This window comes from Corynebacterium humireducens NBRC 106098 = DSM 45392 (genome assembly GCF_000819445.1).
In the GTDB taxonomy this organism is placed as follows: Bacteria; Actinomycetota; Actinomycetes; order Mycobacteriales; family Mycobacteriaceae; genus Corynebacterium; species Corynebacterium humireducens.
This window is the reverse complement of sequence record NZ_CP005286.1, coordinates 1,426,369-1,441,393: the sequence shown is the minus strand read 5'-3', so window position 1 is coordinate 1,441,393 and position 15,025 is coordinate 1,426,369. Positions and strand designations below refer to the sequence as shown.

Sequence of the window (15,025 nt, the reverse complement as noted above, 5' to 3'; positions counted from 1 at the left end):
GCAACACACGTGAGCAAGGAAGGTCTCCCCGTCCTCGACGGCACCCTCGACGCCGCCGGCCTGAGCGTCGCCGTCGTCACCGCCCGCTGGAACACCGAGATCTGCGAGCAGATGCGCCGTAACGCGGTCGCGGCGGCGCGGGAGGCGGGCGTCGAGAAGCTCTCCGAGGCACACGTCATGGGTGCCCTCGAGCTGCCCGTCGTCGTCCAGGAGTTCGCGCGCACGCACGACGCGGTCGTGGCCCTGGGCTGCGTCATCCGCGGCGGCACGCCGCACTTCGACTACGTGTGCGACTCCGTCACCGAGGGCCTGACCCGCATCGCGCTGGACGAGTCCACCCCGATCGGCAACGGCGTGCTCACCACCAACGACGAGCAGCAGGCCATCGACCGGGCCGGCTTCGCGGATTCCGTGGAGGACAAGGGCGCAGAGGCCATGATCGCGGCCCTCGACGCCGCGCTGACGCTGCGCCGCATCCGCACGCAGGCTGGCCTTCCTGCGGACCAGGGTTAGACTGTCGGGCGTGAGTGAGATGAACACCGACAACACCCGCCGTCAGCTGAGCGACGAGGAGCTCGCCTACTACGCCGCCCTCGACCCGCACGCCCAGACCACCACCAAGCCCTGGGAGTTCGAGGTCCGCTCGCCCTCCCTGCGGCGACTGGCGTGGATCTGCATCGCTGTCCTCATGGCGGTGCACATCTTCATGGGCTACTTCCTGGACATCGAGTTCACCGGCGCGGGCATCTCCTTCATCGACAAGCTGGCCTTCCCGATGGTCGGCGTCATCCTCTCCGTGCTGGCGTACCTCGCGTTCACCCGTCCGCGGGTCCGCGCGAACGAGGACGGCGTGGAGATCCGCAACATCATCGGCACCCGCTTCTACCCGTGGGCCGTCATCTACGGCCTGTTCTTCCCGCAGGGTTCCCGCATGGCGCGTCTGGAGCTGCCCGAGTTCGAGTACGTCCCCATGTGGGCGATGCAGGCCTCCGACGGCCCGGCCGTGGTCAAGGCCGTGTCCGAGTTCCGTGAGCTCGAGGCCAAGTACATGCCGCAGGACTAGCACCTGATGGCTGATCCGAGCACCTGGCGCCCGGCCCCGGGGACCATCCCCACGGAGCCGGGCGTCTACAAGTTCCGCGACGAGCACCGGCGCGTCATCTACGTCGGCAAGGCGAACAGCCTGCGGGCCCGCCTGGCGAACTACTTCCAGGACGTCACCACCCTCCACCCGCGCACCCGCCAGATGGTGCTCACCGCGGCGTCGGTGGAGTGGACCGTGGTGGCCTCCGAGGTGGAGGCGCTGCAGCTCGAGTACACGTGGATCAAGCGTTTCGACCCGCGCTTCAACGTCAAGTACCGCGACGACAAGACCTACCCGCTGCTGGCCGTCTCCACCGGGGAGACGATCCCGCGCGCCTTCTTCTACCGCGGCCCGCGCCGCCGGGGGGTGCGCTACTTCGGCCCCTACTCCCACGCCTGGGCCGTGCGTGAGACCCTCGACCTGCTCACCCGGGTCTTCCCGGTGCGGACCTGCTCGAAGGGCGTCTACAACCGGCACCAGAGCCTCGGCCGGCCCTGCCTGCTCGGCTACATCGACAAGTGCTCCGCCCCGTGCGTCGGGCGCGTCAGCCCGGAGGAGCACCGCGACATCGTCGACGGTTTCGTCTCCTTCATGAACGGCCACACCGACCAGGTCGTCCGCCAGCTCACCCGCGAGATGGAGGAGGCCGCCGCGGAACTCGAGTTCGAGCGCGCGGCCCGCCTGCGCGACGACCTCGAGGCGATCAACAAGGTCATGGAGCAGCAGTCCGTCGTCCTCGGGGACGGCACCGACGCCGATCTCGTCGCCGTCCACTCGGACGAGCTGGAGGCCGCCGTCCAGATCTTCCACGTCCGCGGCGGCCGCATCCGCGGCCAGCGCGGCTGGGTCGTGGAGCGCACCGAGGAGCCCGTCGAGGCGCTCATGCAGGACTTCCTCATCCAGTTCTACTCCGACGCCGTCGAACGTGCGCTTCTCGACGCCCGCGACGAGGCCGACCGCGTCGAACGCCGCGGCGTCGACAGGTACTCCTCGCAGCCGCCGCGCCCCGGGGCCGTCGTGCCGCGGGAGATCCTCGTGCAGCACCTGCCGGACGAGGCGGACGAGGTCGCGACCCTGCTCGGGGAGCTGCGCGGCGCGGCCGTCGACCTGCGGGTCCCGCAGCGCGGCGACAAGCGGGCACTCCTGGAGACCGTCGGGCGCAACGCGCAGGACGCCCTGCGCCAGCACAAGCTCAAGCGCGTCGGCGACCTCACGGCCCGTTCCGCGGCGTTGCAGGACATCCAGGACGTGCTCGGCCTCGAGGAGGCCCCGCTGCGTATCGAGTGCACCGACATCTCCCACATCCAGGGCACCGACGTCGTCGCCTCGCTCGTCGTCTTCGAGGACGGCCTGCCCCGCAAGTCCGACTACCGCCGCTACCGGGTGAAGGAGGCGGCCGGCGGGGGACACTCCGACGACGTCGCCTCCATCGCGGAGATCACCCGGCGCCGTTTCCTGCGCCACAACCAGGACAGGCTCAGCGTCCCCGACGAGGAGGCCGAGGCCCAGACCTTCGCCGACGAGCAGGTCGAGGAGATGAGCACCGACGTCCGGCGTTTCGCCTACCCGCCGAACCTGTTCATCGTCGACGGAGGCCTCCCGCAGGTCAACGCCGCGCAGAAGGTCTTCGACGAGCTCGGCATCGTCGACGTCACCCTCATCGGCCTGGCCAAGCGCCTGGAGGAGATCTGGGTGCCCGGCGAGGCGGACCCGCTGATCCTGCCGCGCAACTCCCAGGGCCTCTTCCTGCTCCAGCAGATCCGTGACGAGGCCCACCGCTTCGCCATCACCTACCACCGGCAGCAGCGCTCGAAGCGGATGCGCGTCTCCGAGCTCGACGGTGTGCCCGGCCTCGGTGCCACCCGCCGGACCGAGCTGGTCCGGCACTTCGGGTCGGTGAAGAAGCTGCGGGAGGCCACCGTCGAGGAGATCGCGGAGGTGCGCGGTTTCGGGCCGAAACTCGCGGCGGCGGTGTTCACTCACCTGCACCCCACGGCGGGGGACGGCCCGCGATAGGATGGCCGCATGACGTCCACTCCTGATGCGCCCGCCCGCTTCTCGACACCCCCCGTCCTCATCACCGGCATGTCCGGCGGGGGACTGAGTTCCGCGGCGAAGGTGCTGGAGGACAAGGGCTTCTTCGTCGTCCAGAACCTGCCCCGCCAGCTGATCGCCCCCTTCCTTGAGGCGGCCCTGGCGCAGGACCCGCCGGTGGAGAAGGTAGCCTTCCTCACCGACGTCCGCAGCCGCGGCTTCGGCGGCAGCCTCCGCGAGGTGCTCAAGGACCTCACCGCCCGGGGGATGCGTCCCACGATCCTGTTCATGGACGCCCGCGACGACGTGCTCATCCGCCGTTTCGACAGTGTCCGCCGCACCCATCCCCTGCAGGGGGAGGACACCCTGCAGGCGGGCATCGACCGGGAGCGTGCGCTCACGCAGCCGATCAAGGAGCTCGCGGACATCGTCATCGACGCCTCGGACCTGTCCGTCCATGACCTGCGCCGCGCCATCGAGGCCTCCTTCGGCACGATGGCGCACAACCAGCAGCACGTGACGATCCAGTCCTTCGGCTTCAAGCACGGCTCCCCGCGCGACGCCGACCTCATGGTCGACGTCCGCTTCCTGCCCAACCCCTTCTGGATCCCCGAGCTGCGCGGATTCCGGGGGACCGACGCCCCGGTGAGTGAGTACGTGCTCAGCCAGGAGGGGGCGGGGGAGTTCCTCGACCGCTTCGTCGACATGTTCCGTTCCATGCTCGCCGGCTACCGCCACGAGGGGAAGAACTTCATCACCGTCGCCGTCGGCTGCACCGGTGGCCACCACCGTTCCGTCGCCGTCTCGGAGGAGCTCAAGCGCCGTCTGTCCGAGCTCCCCGACCTCGACGTCAACGTCTTCCACCGCGACATCGCCCGCGACTGACCCGACCCGGAAGCACCACATGCACATCACCTCACTGGGGGGCGGGCACGGCCTGTTCCAGACACTTGTCGCCGCACGACTGAGCGAACCCGACTCGATCACCGCCGTGGTCACCGTCGCCGATGACGGCGGCTCCTCGGGACGCCTCCGCCGCGAGATGGACATCATCCCGCCCGGCGACCTGCGCATGGCGCTGGCCGCCCTGGCCAGCGACGACGCGGACGCACACCTGTGGACCCGGACGCTCCAGCACCGCTTCGGCGGCACCGGGGCCCTGGCCGGCCACGCGGTGGGCAACATCCTCATCGCCGGCCTCGCAGAGGTGCTGGGCAGCGAGCAGGCCGCCCTGGACAAGGTCGGGGAGCTGACCCGCTCCCACGGCCGTGTCCTCCCCGTGTGCAACCAGCCGCTCGAGATCGAGGCGGAGGTCGCCGGGCTCGACGAGGACCCCCGGGTCATCCGCCCGGTGCGGGGACAGGTGGCCGTCGCGACGACCCCCGGCACCGTGCGCCGCGTGCGTCTCATCCCGGAGCACCCGGAGCCCAGTCCGCTGGCCGTCGAGGCGATCCGCAACGCCACCCTGGTCACCCTGGGCCCCGGCTCCTGGTTCTCCTCGGTCATCCCGCACCTGCTGGTGCCCGGCGTCGTCGACGCCCTCAACGAGACAGACGCCCTCCGGGTCGTCGTCCTCAACCTCTCGGCCGAGCCGGGGGAGACCCAGGGGTTCTCCTCCGAGCGCCACATCCACATGCTCAGCCAGCACGCGCCGCTGCTGCGGGTCGACCGGGTGCTCGTCGACAGTGAGGCGATCCCCACCTCCGCGGAACGGGCCTACCTCGTCCGGGCGGCGGCCGCCCTGGGCGCGGAGGCGGTCTTCGAGGATCTCGGGACCGTCGACGCCGACGGACGACGCCTGAACATCCACGACCCGGTCAAGCTCTCCCGGGCCTTCACCTCCCTGTACACCGGGTCCCGTGACTGATCCCCGCTGAGGGGACGCAGAGCCCGCCGCGGCCGTTGTCTACACTGGACCGGACGATCAGACAAGAGAAGGGCGGTCGCGGCTGTGGCATTGACAGCAAAGGTCAAGGACGAACTCGCACGGGTTGTGGTGCCGCGCCAGTCGGCGCGCGCCGCCGAGGCGGCGGCACTCCTGCGTTTCGCGGGCCAGATGCAGATCATCGCCGGCAGCCTCGTGATGGAGGCCGAGTTCGACTCCGCCGATGTCGCCCGTCGCCTGGCGGACTCGCTCACCGAGCTCTACGGCGTGGAGGTCCACGAGCACCGCATCAGCGCCGGCGGCGCCTCCAAGAACGCCCGTCACCTGCTGCGCGTCACCGAGGGCACCGAGGACCTCGTTCGCCGTCTGGGGCTGATCACCCGCTCCGGACATGCTGTGGTCGGCCTGCCGCCGCAGGTGATCAGCGGCACCGTCGCCGACAACGAGGCCGCGTGGCGCGGGGCCTTCCTCGCGCAGGGCTCCCTCACGGAGCCGGGGCGTTCCTCCGCGCTGGAGGTCAGCTGTCCCTGCCAGGAGGCGGCCCTGGCGCTGGTCGGTGCGGCCCGCCGCCTGGGGATCACCGCGAAGACGCGGGAGACCCGGGGGACCGACCGCGTCATCATCCGCGACGGTGACGCCATCGGGGCGCTGCTCACCCGCATGGGCGCGCAGCAGATCCGTCTGGAGTGGGAGGACAAGCGCCTGCGCCGCGAGGTCCGTTCCACCGCCAACCGCCTGGCCAACTTCGACGACGCGAACCTGCGCCGTTCCGCCCGGGCCGCGGTGGCGGCGGCCGCCCGCGTGGAGCGGGCCATGCAGATCCTCGGCGACGACGTCCCGGAGCACCTCGCCGAGGCCGGGCAGCTGCGTGTCCAGCACCGGCAGGCCTCACTGGAGGAGCTGGGCCGTCTCGCCGACCCGCAGATGACCAAGGACGCGGTCGCCGGCCGCATCCGTCGCCTGCTGTCCATGGCGGACAAGCGGGCCGAGGAACTGGGCATCCCGGACACCAATGAGGCGGTCACCGACGATCTTCTCGACGGCGCCTGAGCGCCCGGGCGTCCCCTGGCGTGCTCCATTCGGGGGTGAATCGGGCATGTGTGACCGATATTATTCGCCGGTGTCCGGAGGACCGCCCGGTGCCCGGCCGCCTGCGACCCCCCGTTGACAACGACTTTCGGGAAGTGGGGCGGACCGGAATGTGAGGGCAAACATAATCGGAAATCCGCGGATGTCTGAAAATGTCTGATTCTTCGCTGCACAGCGGGGTAAGTGCCGCTAAACTGTCGCTTGATGGGCCGTGAACGCCAGTCACTACGACGGACAGTGCGGTCACATCCGGACACGTGTACTCAAACCCGAGGAGAAAATTGTGACCATCCGCGTTGGCATCAACGGCTTCGGCCGTATCGGCCGTAACTTCTACCGCGCAGTCCTGGAGCGCAGCGAGGCCATCGAGATCGTCGCCGTCAACGACCTCACCGACAACAAGACGCTGTCGACCCTCCTGAAGTACGACTCCATCCTCGGCAAGCTGCCGGGCGAGGTCTCGTTCGACGACGACTCCATCACCTACGACGGCAAGACCATCGCCGTCTCCGCTGAGCGCGACCCGAAGAACCTGGACTGGGCCGCCCACAACGTGGACATCGTCATCGAGTCCACCGGCTTCTTCACCGACGCCGAGGCAGCCAAGGCCCACATCGAGGCCGGCGCCAAGAAGGTCATCATCTCCGCCCCGGCCTCCAACGAGGACGCGACCTTCGTCTACGGCGTCAACCACCAGGACTACGACCCGGAGAACCACAACGTCATCTCCGCCGCATCCTGCACCACCAACTGCCTGGCCCCGATGGCCAAGGTCCTCAACGACAAGCTCGGCATCGAGCGCGGCCTGATGACCACCATCCACGCCTACACCGGTGACCAGCGTCTGCACGACGCCCCGCACAAGGACCTGCGCCGCGCCCGCGCCGCCGCCGTCAACATCGTGCCCACCTCCACCGGTGCCGCCAAGGCCGTCTCCCTGGTCCTGCCGGAGCTGAAGGGCAAGCTGGACGGCTACGCACTGCGCGTCCCGACCATCACCGGTTCCGCCACCGACCTCACCTTCACCGCCTCCCGCGAGACCTCTGTCGAGGAGGTCAACGCCTTCATCAAGGAGGCCGCGCAGGGCGAGTTCGGTGAGACCCTGGCCTACACCGAGGATCCGATCGTCTCCACCGACATCGTCACCGATCCGCACGGCTCCATCTTCGACGCCGGCCTGACCAAGGTCATCGGCGACCAGGTCAAGGTCGTCTCCTGGTACGACAACGAGTGGGGCTACACCTGCCAGCTCCTGCGCCTGACCGAGCTCGTCGCCTCCAAGCTCTAGGACCGCGACCCCGCACTTCCCCGGCCTCCGGCTGAGACCGGGGGAGTGCGCCCCTGTGGCCCGGGGTGTGCCTCGGCACACGTCGGGCCTCAGGGCTATCCACCCCCTCAGATCAGCCGCCCCTTTCTCATCTGAAGACAAAAGTCAAGGAGACAGCCATGACCGTGAAGACTCTGCAGGACCTGCTCGACGAGGGCGTCGACGGCCGCCACATCCTCGTCCGCTCCGACTTCAACGTCCCGCTCAACGACGCCGGTGAGATCACCGACGCGGGCCGCATCACCGCCTCCCTGCCCACCCTCAAGGCGCTCGTCGAGGGTGGCGCGAAGGTCATCGTCATGGCCCACCTGGGCCGCCCGAAGGGCGAGGTCAACCCGAAGTACTCCCTGGCCCCGGTCGCCGAGGCCCTCTCCGAGGCACTCGGCCAGTACGTCGCCCTCGCCGGCGACGTCACCGGTGAGGACGCCCACGAGCGCGCCAACGGCCTGACCGAGGGCGACGTCCTGCTCCTCGAGAACGTGCGTTTCGACGCCCGCGAGACCTCCAAGGACGAGGCCGAGCGCGGCGCCTTCGCCGACGAGCTCGCCGCCCTGGCCGCCGACAACGGCGCCTTCGTCTCCGACGGTTTCGGTGTCGTCCACCGTGCGCAGGCCTCCGTCTACGACGTCGCCAAGCGTCTCCCGGCCTACGCCGGCAACCTGGTGGAGAAGGAGATCTCCGTCCTGGAGAAGACCGCCACCAACCCGGAGTCCCCGTACGTCGTCGTCCTCGGCGGCTCCAAGGTCTCCGACAAGCTGGGCGTCATCGAGGCTCTGGCCGGCAAGGCCGACAAGATCATCATCGGTGGCGGCATGTGCTACACCTTCCTCAACGCCCAGGGCTACAACACCCAGAAGTCCCTGCTGCAGGAGGAGATGATCGACACCTGCAAGGACCTCCTCGAGCGTTTCGGCGACAAGATCGTCCTCCCGGTGGACCTCGTGGCCGCCGCCGAGTTCTCCGCCGACTCCGAGCACAAGGTCGTCGCCCTCGACGAGATCCCGGAGGGCTGGCTGTCCCCGGACATCGGCCCGGAGTCCGTCAAGAAGTTCGCCGACGTCCTCGCCACCTCCAAGACCGTCTTCTGGAACGGCCCGATGGGTGTCTTCGAGATGGCACCGTTCTCCAAGGGCACCGAGGGCGTCGCCAAGGCCATCATCGACGCGACCGCGAACAACGGTTCCTTCTCCGTCGTCGGTGGCGGCGACTCCGCAGCCTCCGTCCGCGTGCTCGGCCTGGACGAGGACGGCTTCTCCCACATCTCCACCGGCGGCGGCGCCTCCCTCGAGTTCCTCGAGGGCAAGGAGCTCCCGGGCGTTTCCGTCCTGGACCGCTAAGCACTTACCACCCACTCTGAAAGGAGTGCCCCACCCATGGCACGCACCCCCCTCATCGCCGGCAACTGGAAGATGAACCTGGACCACCACCAGGCCATCGCCACCGTGCAGAAGCTCGACTTCGCCCTGCCGAAGGAGTACTACGAGAAGGTCGACGTCGCCGTCACCGTCCCGTTCACCGACCTCCGTTCCGTGCAGACGCTCGTCGACGGGGACAAGCTCAAGGTCACCTACGGTGCCCAGGACGTCTCCCGGCACGAGTCCGGCGCGTACACCGGTGAGGTCTCCGCTCAGATGCTCGCCAAGCTCGGCTGCACCTGGGTCGTCGTCGGCCACTCCGAGCGCCGCGAGTACCACAACGAGTCCGACGAGCTGGTCGCCGCGAAGGCCGCTGCCGCCCTCCGCCACGGCATGAGCCCGATCGTGTGCGTCGGCGAGCCGCTGGAGATCCGCGAGGCCGGCACCCACGTCGACTACGTCGTCGAGCAGACCCGTGCCTCCCTGGCCGGCCTGTCCGCCGAGGACCTGTCCAACACCGTCATCGCCTACGAGCCCGTGTGGGCCATCGGCACCGGCAAGGTCGCCTCCGCGGCCGATGCCCAGGAGGTCTGTGCGGCGATCCGCGGTCTCGTCCGCGAGCTGGCCGGTGACGAGGTCGCCGACGGCATCCGCATCCTCTACGGCGGTTCCGTCAAGACCGACTCGGTCGCCGAGATCGTCGGTCAGCCCGACGTCGACGGTGGTCTCGTCGGTGGCGCCTCGCTCGACGGCGAGGAGTTCGCCAAGCTGGCGGCCGCCGCGGCGTCCGTCGTCTAGCATCACCTCATCCACCGGCCCCGGGCACTGAACATTCAGTGCCCGGGGCCGGTGTCCTTTCTCCGGGGAATATGGTGCGCAATCCCCACGCACGGCCGTCATATGCGTCATGATGGGGAGGCGAACCGCATCCCCGCCTTCTTCGAGTACGAACAGGGAGACACTCAATGACCGTCCGCGATCATCTGCAGGAAGACATCCGCTACCTCGGCCGTATCCTCGGCCAGGTCATCGCGGAACAGGAGGGCGAGGACGTGTTCAACCTCGTCGAGCACGCCCGCCAGCAGGCCTTCGAGGTGGCCAAGGGCAACGCCTCCCTGGAGGTGCTCGTCGACCTGTTCCGGAACATCGAGCCGGAGCGCGCGACCCCGGTGATCCGGGCGTTCAGCCACTTCGCCCTGATGGCGAACCTCGCGGAGGACATCCACGACGACTTCCACCGGGAGCGCATCCTCGATGAGGGCGGGGCCCCCGACTCCACCCTCAACGCCACGTGGGAGAAGTTCCGGGAGGCCGGCGTCAGTGCCGCGGACATCGAGAGGTCGCTGTCTGCCGGGCTCGTCGCCCCGGTGCTCACCGCCCACCCGACGGAGACCCGCCGCCGCACCGTCTTCGACGCCCAGAAGCACATCACCGAGCTCATGCTGCAGCGGCACGCCGTCCAGGACGCGGAGCCGAACGCCCGCACCGAGGACCGTCTCGCGGAGATCGAGCGCAACATCCGCCGCCGCATGACCATCCTGTGGCAGACCGCGCTCATCCGGCAGGCCCGCCCCCGCATCGAGGACGAGATCGAGGTCGGCCTGCGCTACTACACGCTCTCCCTGCTCCGGGAGATCCCGGCGCTCAACCGGCACGTCGTCGACACGCTCACGGAGCGTTTCGGCGCCGACCTGCGCAACAGCGCCGGTCAGGCCATCGTCCGCCCGGGCTCCTGGATCGGCGGCGACCACGACGGCAACCCCTTCGTCACCGCCGACACACTGGACTACGCTTCCCGACGCGCCGCCCAGACCGTCCTCAAGTACTACGTCACGCAGCTCCACGCCCTCGAGCACGAGCTGAGCCTCTCCGACCGCATGACCTCCGTCACCGTGGAGCTCGTCGCCCTCGCCGGGCGGGGAAAGAACGACGTCCCCTCGCGTGTCGACGAGCCCTACCGCCGCGCCGTCCACGGCGTCCGGGGCCGCATCCTCGCCACGACCGCGGCGCTCATCGGGGAGGACGCCGTCGAGGGCGTCTGGCACCGCGAGCATGAGCCCTACGGCTCCCCGCAGGAGTTCGAGGCGGACCTCAGGGTCATCGACACCTCGCTGCGTGCCTCCCACGACGAGATCATCGCCGACGACCGTCTCAGCTCCATCCGGGCGGCCGTCGCCTCCTTCGGGTTCCACCTGTACTCGATCGACCTGCGACAGAACTCCGAGTCCTTCGAGAACGTCCTCACCGAGGTCTTCGCCACCGCGCACGTCCACCCCAACTACGACACGCTGCGGGAGGAGGTGAAGATCGAGCTGCTCACCCGCGAACTGCAGACCCCGCGCCCCCTCGTCCCGCGCGGCTACCGGGGCTTCTCCGAGCCGACCCAGCGGGAGCTCGACCTCATCTCCCAGGCCGCGGACTCCGTCGCCCGCTTCGGCGAGCAGATGATCCCGCACCAGATCATCTCCATGGCGCAGTCGGTCAGCGACATCCTCGAGCCGATGGTGCTGCTCAAGGAGGTCGGCCTCATCCAGGCCAACGGCCAGGGCCCGACCGGCAGCGTCGACATCATCCCGCTGTTCGAGACGATCGACGACCTCCAGGCCGGCGCCGGCATCCTCCGTGAGCTGTGGGACCTGCCGATCTACCGGGCGTACCTCGCCCAGCGCGGCGACATCCAGGAGGTCATGCTCGGCTACTCGGACTCCAACAAGGACGGCGGCTACTTCGCCGCCAACTGGGCGCTCTACGACGCCGAGACCGACCTGGTGAAGGTCGGCCGCGAGTACGGTGTGCGCCTGCGACTCTTCCACGGCCGCGGCGGCACCGTCGGCCGTGGTGGCGGCCCCTCCTACGACGCGCTCCTCGCCCAGCCGCAGGGGGCGGTCGACGGTTCCGTGCGCATCACCGAGCAGGGCGAGATCATCTCGGCCAAGTACGGCTCCCCGCGTACGGCCCGCCGCAACCTGGAGGCACTGGTCTCCGCGACGCTCGAGGCCAGCCTGCTCACCGTCGACGACCTCGCCGACCGGGCCCGCGCGACGCAGATAATGAGCGAACTCGCGCAGATCTCCCGCCGCAAGTACTCCGAGCTCGTCCACGAGGACCCGGGGTTCATCCCGTACTTCACCCAGTCGACCCCGCTCGACGAGATCGGCTCCCTCAACATCGGCTCCCGCCCGACCGCCCGCAAGCAGACCAAGGGCGTCGACGATCTCCGCGCCATCCCGTGGGTGCTCGCCTGGTCCCAGTCGCGTGTGCTGCTGCCGGGCTGGTTCGGCGTCGGCACGGCCCTGGCCGAGTGGATCGGGGAGGGGGAGGACAGGGACGAGCGCATCGCCGAGCTGCGGGAGCTCTACGAGTCCTGGCCCTTCTTCACCTCGATCATGTCCAACATGGCGCAGGTCATGTCGAAGGCGGGCATGGATCTCGCGGAGCTCTACGCCCGGCTCATCGACGACCGGGAGGTCGCCGAGCGCGTCCACGGTGTCATCACGGAGGAGTTCGAGCTCACCCGCGAGATGTTCAGCACCGTCACCGGCAGCGCCGAGCTGCTCGCCGACAACCCGGCGCTGGCCCGTTCGGTGCGCAGGCGCTTCCCGTACCTGCTGCCGCTCAACATCATCCAGCTGGAGCTGCTGCGCCGCCACCGTGCCGGCGACTCCCGACGCGCCGTGTCCCGCGGCATCCAGCTGACGATGAACGGACTCGCCACCGCACTGCGCAACTCCGGGTAGACCTGGTGTAGACTGAGCCGGAGTTTGTGCCGCCCGATTCCCGCAAAGGACCTTCATGACCCTCGCACTCCAGATCATCCTCGTGCTCACCGCCGTGCTCATGACGGTGTTCGTTCTGCTGCACAAGGGTAAGGGCGGCGGCCTGTCCAGCCTCTTCGGTGGCGGCATGCAGTCGAACCTCTCGGGTTCGACGGTCGTCGAGAAGAACCTCGACCGCTACACGATCCTCATGGCCGTCATCTGGATCGCCTGCATCGTGGCGCTGAACCTCATCCAGGCTTTCGCCGGCTAGGTTCAATGCTTATCGACGCCCCCTCGGGGGCGTCTTTCGCGTTTAGGGTGGGGATATGGAGATGCTGCGTTCCCTGCCCACGCTCAGCGGCCACCCGCCCGGCGAGCTTGTCGACGACCCCGCCCGCGACCCCGTCGATCTCTTCACGGATTGGCTGGAGGCGGCCATCGACGCGGGCGTTCCCGAGCCGCACGCGATGACGTTGTCGACGGTGGGGGAGGACGGCGTGCCCGATGCCCGGGTGCTCATCCTCAAGGGGGTCGATACCCGGGGATTCGCGTTCGCCTCGACAGCGTCGAGCCGGAAGGGACGCCAGCTGGCCGCCCACCCCGTGGCGGCGATGACGTTCTGGTGGCAGCCGCTGCTGCGCTCGGTGCGGGTGAGCGGGCACGTGACCGAGGCGAGTCCGGAGGAGACGGCGGCGGATCTCGCCGCCCGCAGCGCAGAGGCACGGGCGGATGTCGCGGAAGGGGACTGGCGCCTGTGGCGGCTGGTGCCGGAGCGGATCGAGTTCTGGCAGGGCTCGACCGACCGGCGGCACCAGCGGGTGATCAGAGAGCGGTGGCGGCGTCGTCCGTGAGATAGAGGATGGTGTCCTCCGTGCCCGCGGCACCGGCGGCGGGCCAGTCCTCGGGGTTGGCCCGCGCGATGATCTGCGCCGCGGCCTCGGCCTTGTTCCCGCCGGAGACCAGCAGCCACACCTGCTCCGCGCGGCGCACGGCCGGCAGGGTGAGGGTGAGGCGTTCGGCGGGTGGCTTGGGGGAGTCGGTCACGGCGATGACCAGGCGCTCGGCCTCGCGGACGGCGTCGGTGTGGGGGAACAGGGAGTTGATGTGACCCTCGTGGCCCATGCCGAGCAGGTGGATGTCGAAGCCCTCGGGGGCCACCTCCGCGATGGTCCGCTCGTAGTCGCGGGCCTTGTCCTCCATGTCGCCGCCGTCGGCGCCGTAGCCGTGGATGTTGGCCTCCGGGATGTCGACGTGGCTGAGCAGGGCGGTACGCGCCTGCCCCTCGTTGGAGTCCTCGTGGGAGACGGGCACGTTGCGCTCGTCGCCGAAGAAGACGTGGACGCGGGACCAGTCGATGCGGGAGTCGGCGTCCTCGAGCTCACGGACGCGCTCCAGCAGGCCGATGCCGGCGCCGCCGCCGGTGAGCACCAGGCGGGCCACACCGTCGGCGTGGACACCGCCCCCGGTGGTCTGGAGGGCAGCGACGACGTCGATGAGCGACGTGGCGGCCTGGTCGAGCAGGGTGGACAGGGTGTCAGGACGACGCAGGGTGACCATTGATTCCTTTCACACGGGTGAGTCCGCGCAGAGCGTTGGCGTAGGCGAGATCGGGGTCGAGGTGACGCAGTTCCTCGGAGAGGCAGTCGGCGTCGGAACGCTCGTTCATGGCGACGAGCGACTCCGGGCGCCCTGGCAGGGCGACGAGCACGGTCCGGTGGTCGAGCACCTCGACGCGGACCGGGCCGGAGGCGCGTTCGAACTTGAGACGACGGATGGGGAAGAGCCGGGCGTCGTTACCCGGTTCACACACCTCCCGGCGGACCGGCACACCGAGGCGGTCGGCGAGCCAGCCGGCGGCGATGTCGATCTGCGGCTCATCCGCCGGGCCGGTGAGGACGGCGGCCTCCACGTCCTCGTGCGGGTGACGGTCCAGGGAGGAGGCGACGATACCGCGCCAGGCGGTGATCTTCGACCACACCATGTCGGAGTCACCGGGGGCGTAGGTGGCACGGCGGAGCCGGAGGACCGACTCACTGTCCGGGTGGTCCGCGTTGGTGATGCGGCGCTGCGCCAGCTGGCCCAGCGGATGCCCGGAGGGGTTCTCCGGCGCGGTGGTCGGCCACCAGGCGACGACCGGGGTGTCCGGCAGCAGCAGGGGGGTGACCACCGCGGCGAGGTGGTTGACCATCTCGCCCGTGATGCGCATGATGACCATCTCCGAGGCGCCGGCGTGACCGCCGACGCGCACCTCGGCGTCGAGACGCGAGTCAGCGTCCTCCCGGCCGGTGAGCAGCACCAGCACACGGGCGGGGTGCTCGTGGGAGGCGTCGCGGGTGACGGAGATGATGTGGTCGACGTCGTCGTCGAGCGCGGCGACGACGATGAGGGTGAGCACCCGCCCGGTGGTCTGGGAGTTGTGCTCCCGGGCCTCGAGCAGGCTGGCGGCGATGTTCCGGGTGTCGGTGTCCGGCAGTTCGATCTTCAAGTCGGGTC

14 protein-coding genes are annotated in these 15,025 nt (G+C 69.4%); 12 read left to right on the top strand and 2 right to left on the bottom strand.

The features are described 5' to 3' along the window. Window positions 1-9: 9 nt before the first annotated feature. The 12 genes from ribH to B842_RS07120 all read left to right on the top strand — a co-directional run bounded on the left by ribH (window position 10) and on the right by B842_RS07120 (window position 13,383). On the top strand, window positions 10-513 hold the full coding sequence (gene ribH, locus B842_RS07175; RefSeq protein WP_040085913.1) for a 6,7-dimethyl-8-ribityllumazine synthase: 504 nt from the start codon (window positions 10-12) through the stop codon (window positions 511-513). A gap of 19 nt (window positions 514-532) precedes the next feature. Beyond that, complete coding sequence (locus B842_RS07170; protein WP_040085912.1) at window positions 533-1,063, top strand: PH domain-containing protein; 531 nt, start codon at window positions 533-535, stop codon at window positions 1,061-1,063. Between the two features lie 6 nt (window positions 1,064-1,069). Beyond that, on the top strand, window positions 1,070-3,100 hold the full coding sequence (gene uvrC, locus B842_RS07165; RefSeq protein WP_040085911.1) for an excinuclease ABC subunit UvrC: 2,031 nt from the start codon (window positions 1,070-1,072) through the stop codon (window positions 3,098-3,100). A 9-nt stretch (window positions 3,101-3,109) separates the two neighbouring features. Then, window positions 3,110-4,003, top strand: coding sequence for an RNase adapter RapZ (gene rapZ / locus B842_RS07160; protein WP_040085910.1), 894 nt, complete (start codon window positions 3,110-3,112; stop codon window positions 4,001-4,003). Window positions 4,004-4,022: 19 nt separating this feature from the next. Further along, a complete protein-coding gene (locus B842_RS07155; RefSeq protein WP_040085909.1) occupies window positions 4,023-4,985 on the top strand; it encodes a gluconeogenesis factor YvcK family protein in 963 nt (320 codons plus the stop codon). 84 nt (window positions 4,986-5,069) lie between these two features. Then, window positions 5,070-6,053, top strand: a complete 984-nt coding sequence (gene whiA / locus B842_RS07150) for a DNA-binding protein WhiA (protein ID WP_040085908.1) — start codon at window positions 5,070-5,072, stop codon at window positions 6,051-6,053. Window positions 6,054-6,375: 322 nt separating this feature from the next. Further along, a complete protein-coding gene (gene gap, locus B842_RS07145) occupies window positions 6,376-7,380 on the top strand; it encodes a type I glyceraldehyde-3-phosphate dehydrogenase (protein ID WP_040085907.1) in 1,005 nt (334 codons plus the stop codon). Window positions 7,381-7,538: 158 nt separating this feature from the next. Beyond that, a complete protein-coding gene (gene pgk / locus B842_RS07140; protein ID WP_040085906.1) occupies window positions 7,539-8,756 on the top strand; it encodes a phosphoglycerate kinase in 1,218 nt (405 codons plus the stop codon). 36 nt (window positions 8,757-8,792) lie between these two features. After that, window positions 8,793-9,572, top strand: a complete 780-nt coding sequence (tpiA, locus tag B842_RS07135; RefSeq protein ID WP_040085905.1) for a triose-phosphate isomerase — start codon at window positions 8,793-8,795, stop codon at window positions 9,570-9,572. A gap of 167 nt (window positions 9,573-9,739) precedes the next feature. Next, complete coding sequence (gene ppc, locus B842_RS07130; protein ID WP_040085904.1) at window positions 9,740-12,511, top strand: phosphoenolpyruvate carboxylase; 2,772 nt, start codon at window positions 9,740-9,742, stop codon at window positions 12,509-12,511. Window positions 12,512-12,566: 55 nt separating this feature from the next. Then, window positions 12,567-12,803, top strand: a complete 237-nt coding sequence (secG, locus tag B842_RS07125; protein WP_040085903.1) for a preprotein translocase subunit SecG — start codon at window positions 12,567-12,569, stop codon at window positions 12,801-12,803. A gap of 55 nt (window positions 12,804-12,858) precedes the next feature. After that, window positions 12,859-13,383, top strand: a complete 525-nt coding sequence (locus B842_RS07120) for a pyridoxine/pyridoxamine 5'-phosphate oxidase (protein WP_040085902.1) — start codon at window positions 12,859-12,861, stop codon at window positions 13,381-13,383. Here the strand turns inward: B842_RS07120 and pgl are convergent. Further along, window positions 13,355-14,089 (bottom strand): 6-phosphogluconolactonase, encoded by a 735-nt coding sequence (gene pgl / locus B842_RS07115; RefSeq protein ID WP_040085901.1) that lies wholly within the window; start codon window positions 14,087-14,089, stop codon window positions 13,355-13,357. The two genes, B842_RS07120 and pgl, sit on opposite strands and share 29 nt — an antisense overlap. Next, window positions 14,067-15,017, bottom strand: a complete 951-nt coding sequence (locus B842_RS07110) for a glucose-6-phosphate dehydrogenase assembly protein OpcA (RefSeq protein WP_040085900.1) — start codon at window positions 15,015-15,017, stop codon at window positions 14,067-14,069. Before B842_RS07110 ends, pgl begins: the two co-directional genes overlap by 23 nt. Window positions 15,018-15,025 lie beyond the last annotated feature (8 nt).

Bases quoted from the DNA above. Each gene is read 5' to 3' on its own strand.
- B842_RS07170 (WP_040085912.1), top strand. From the start codon at position 533: ATGAACACCGACAACACCCGCCGTCAGCTGAGCGACGAGGAGCTCGCC.
- uvrC (WP_040085911.1), top strand. From the start codon at position 1,070: ATGGCTGATCCGAGCACCTGGCGCCCGGCCCCGGGGACCATCCCCACG.
- rapZ (WP_040085910.1), top strand. From the start codon at position 3,110: ATGACGTCCACTCCTGATGCGCCCGCCCGCTTCTCGACACCCCCCGTC.
- B842_RS07155 (WP_040085909.1), top strand. From the start codon at position 4,023: ATGCACATCACCTCACTGGGGGGCGGGCACGGCCTGTTCCAGACACTT.
- pgk (WP_040085906.1), top strand. From the start codon at position 7,539: ATGACCGTGAAGACTCTGCAGGACCTGCTCGACGAGGGCGTCGACGGC.
- tpiA (WP_040085905.1), top strand. From the start codon at position 8,793: ATGGCACGCACCCCCCTCATCGCCGGCAACTGGAAGATGAACCTGGAC.
- ppc (WP_040085904.1), top strand. From the start codon at position 9,740: ATGACCGTCCGCGATCATCTGCAGGAAGACATCCGCTACCTCGGCCGT.
- secG (WP_040085903.1), top strand. From the start codon at position 12,567: ATGACCCTCGCACTCCAGATCATCCTCGTGCTCACCGCCGTGCTCATG.
- B842_RS07120 (WP_040085902.1), top strand. From the start codon at position 12,859: ATGGAGATGCTGCGTTCCCTGCCCACGCTCAGCGGCCACCCGCCCGGC.
- pgl (WP_040085901.1), bottom strand. From the start codon at position 14,089: ATGGTCACCCTGCGTCGTCCTGACACCCTGTCCACCCTGCTCGACCAG.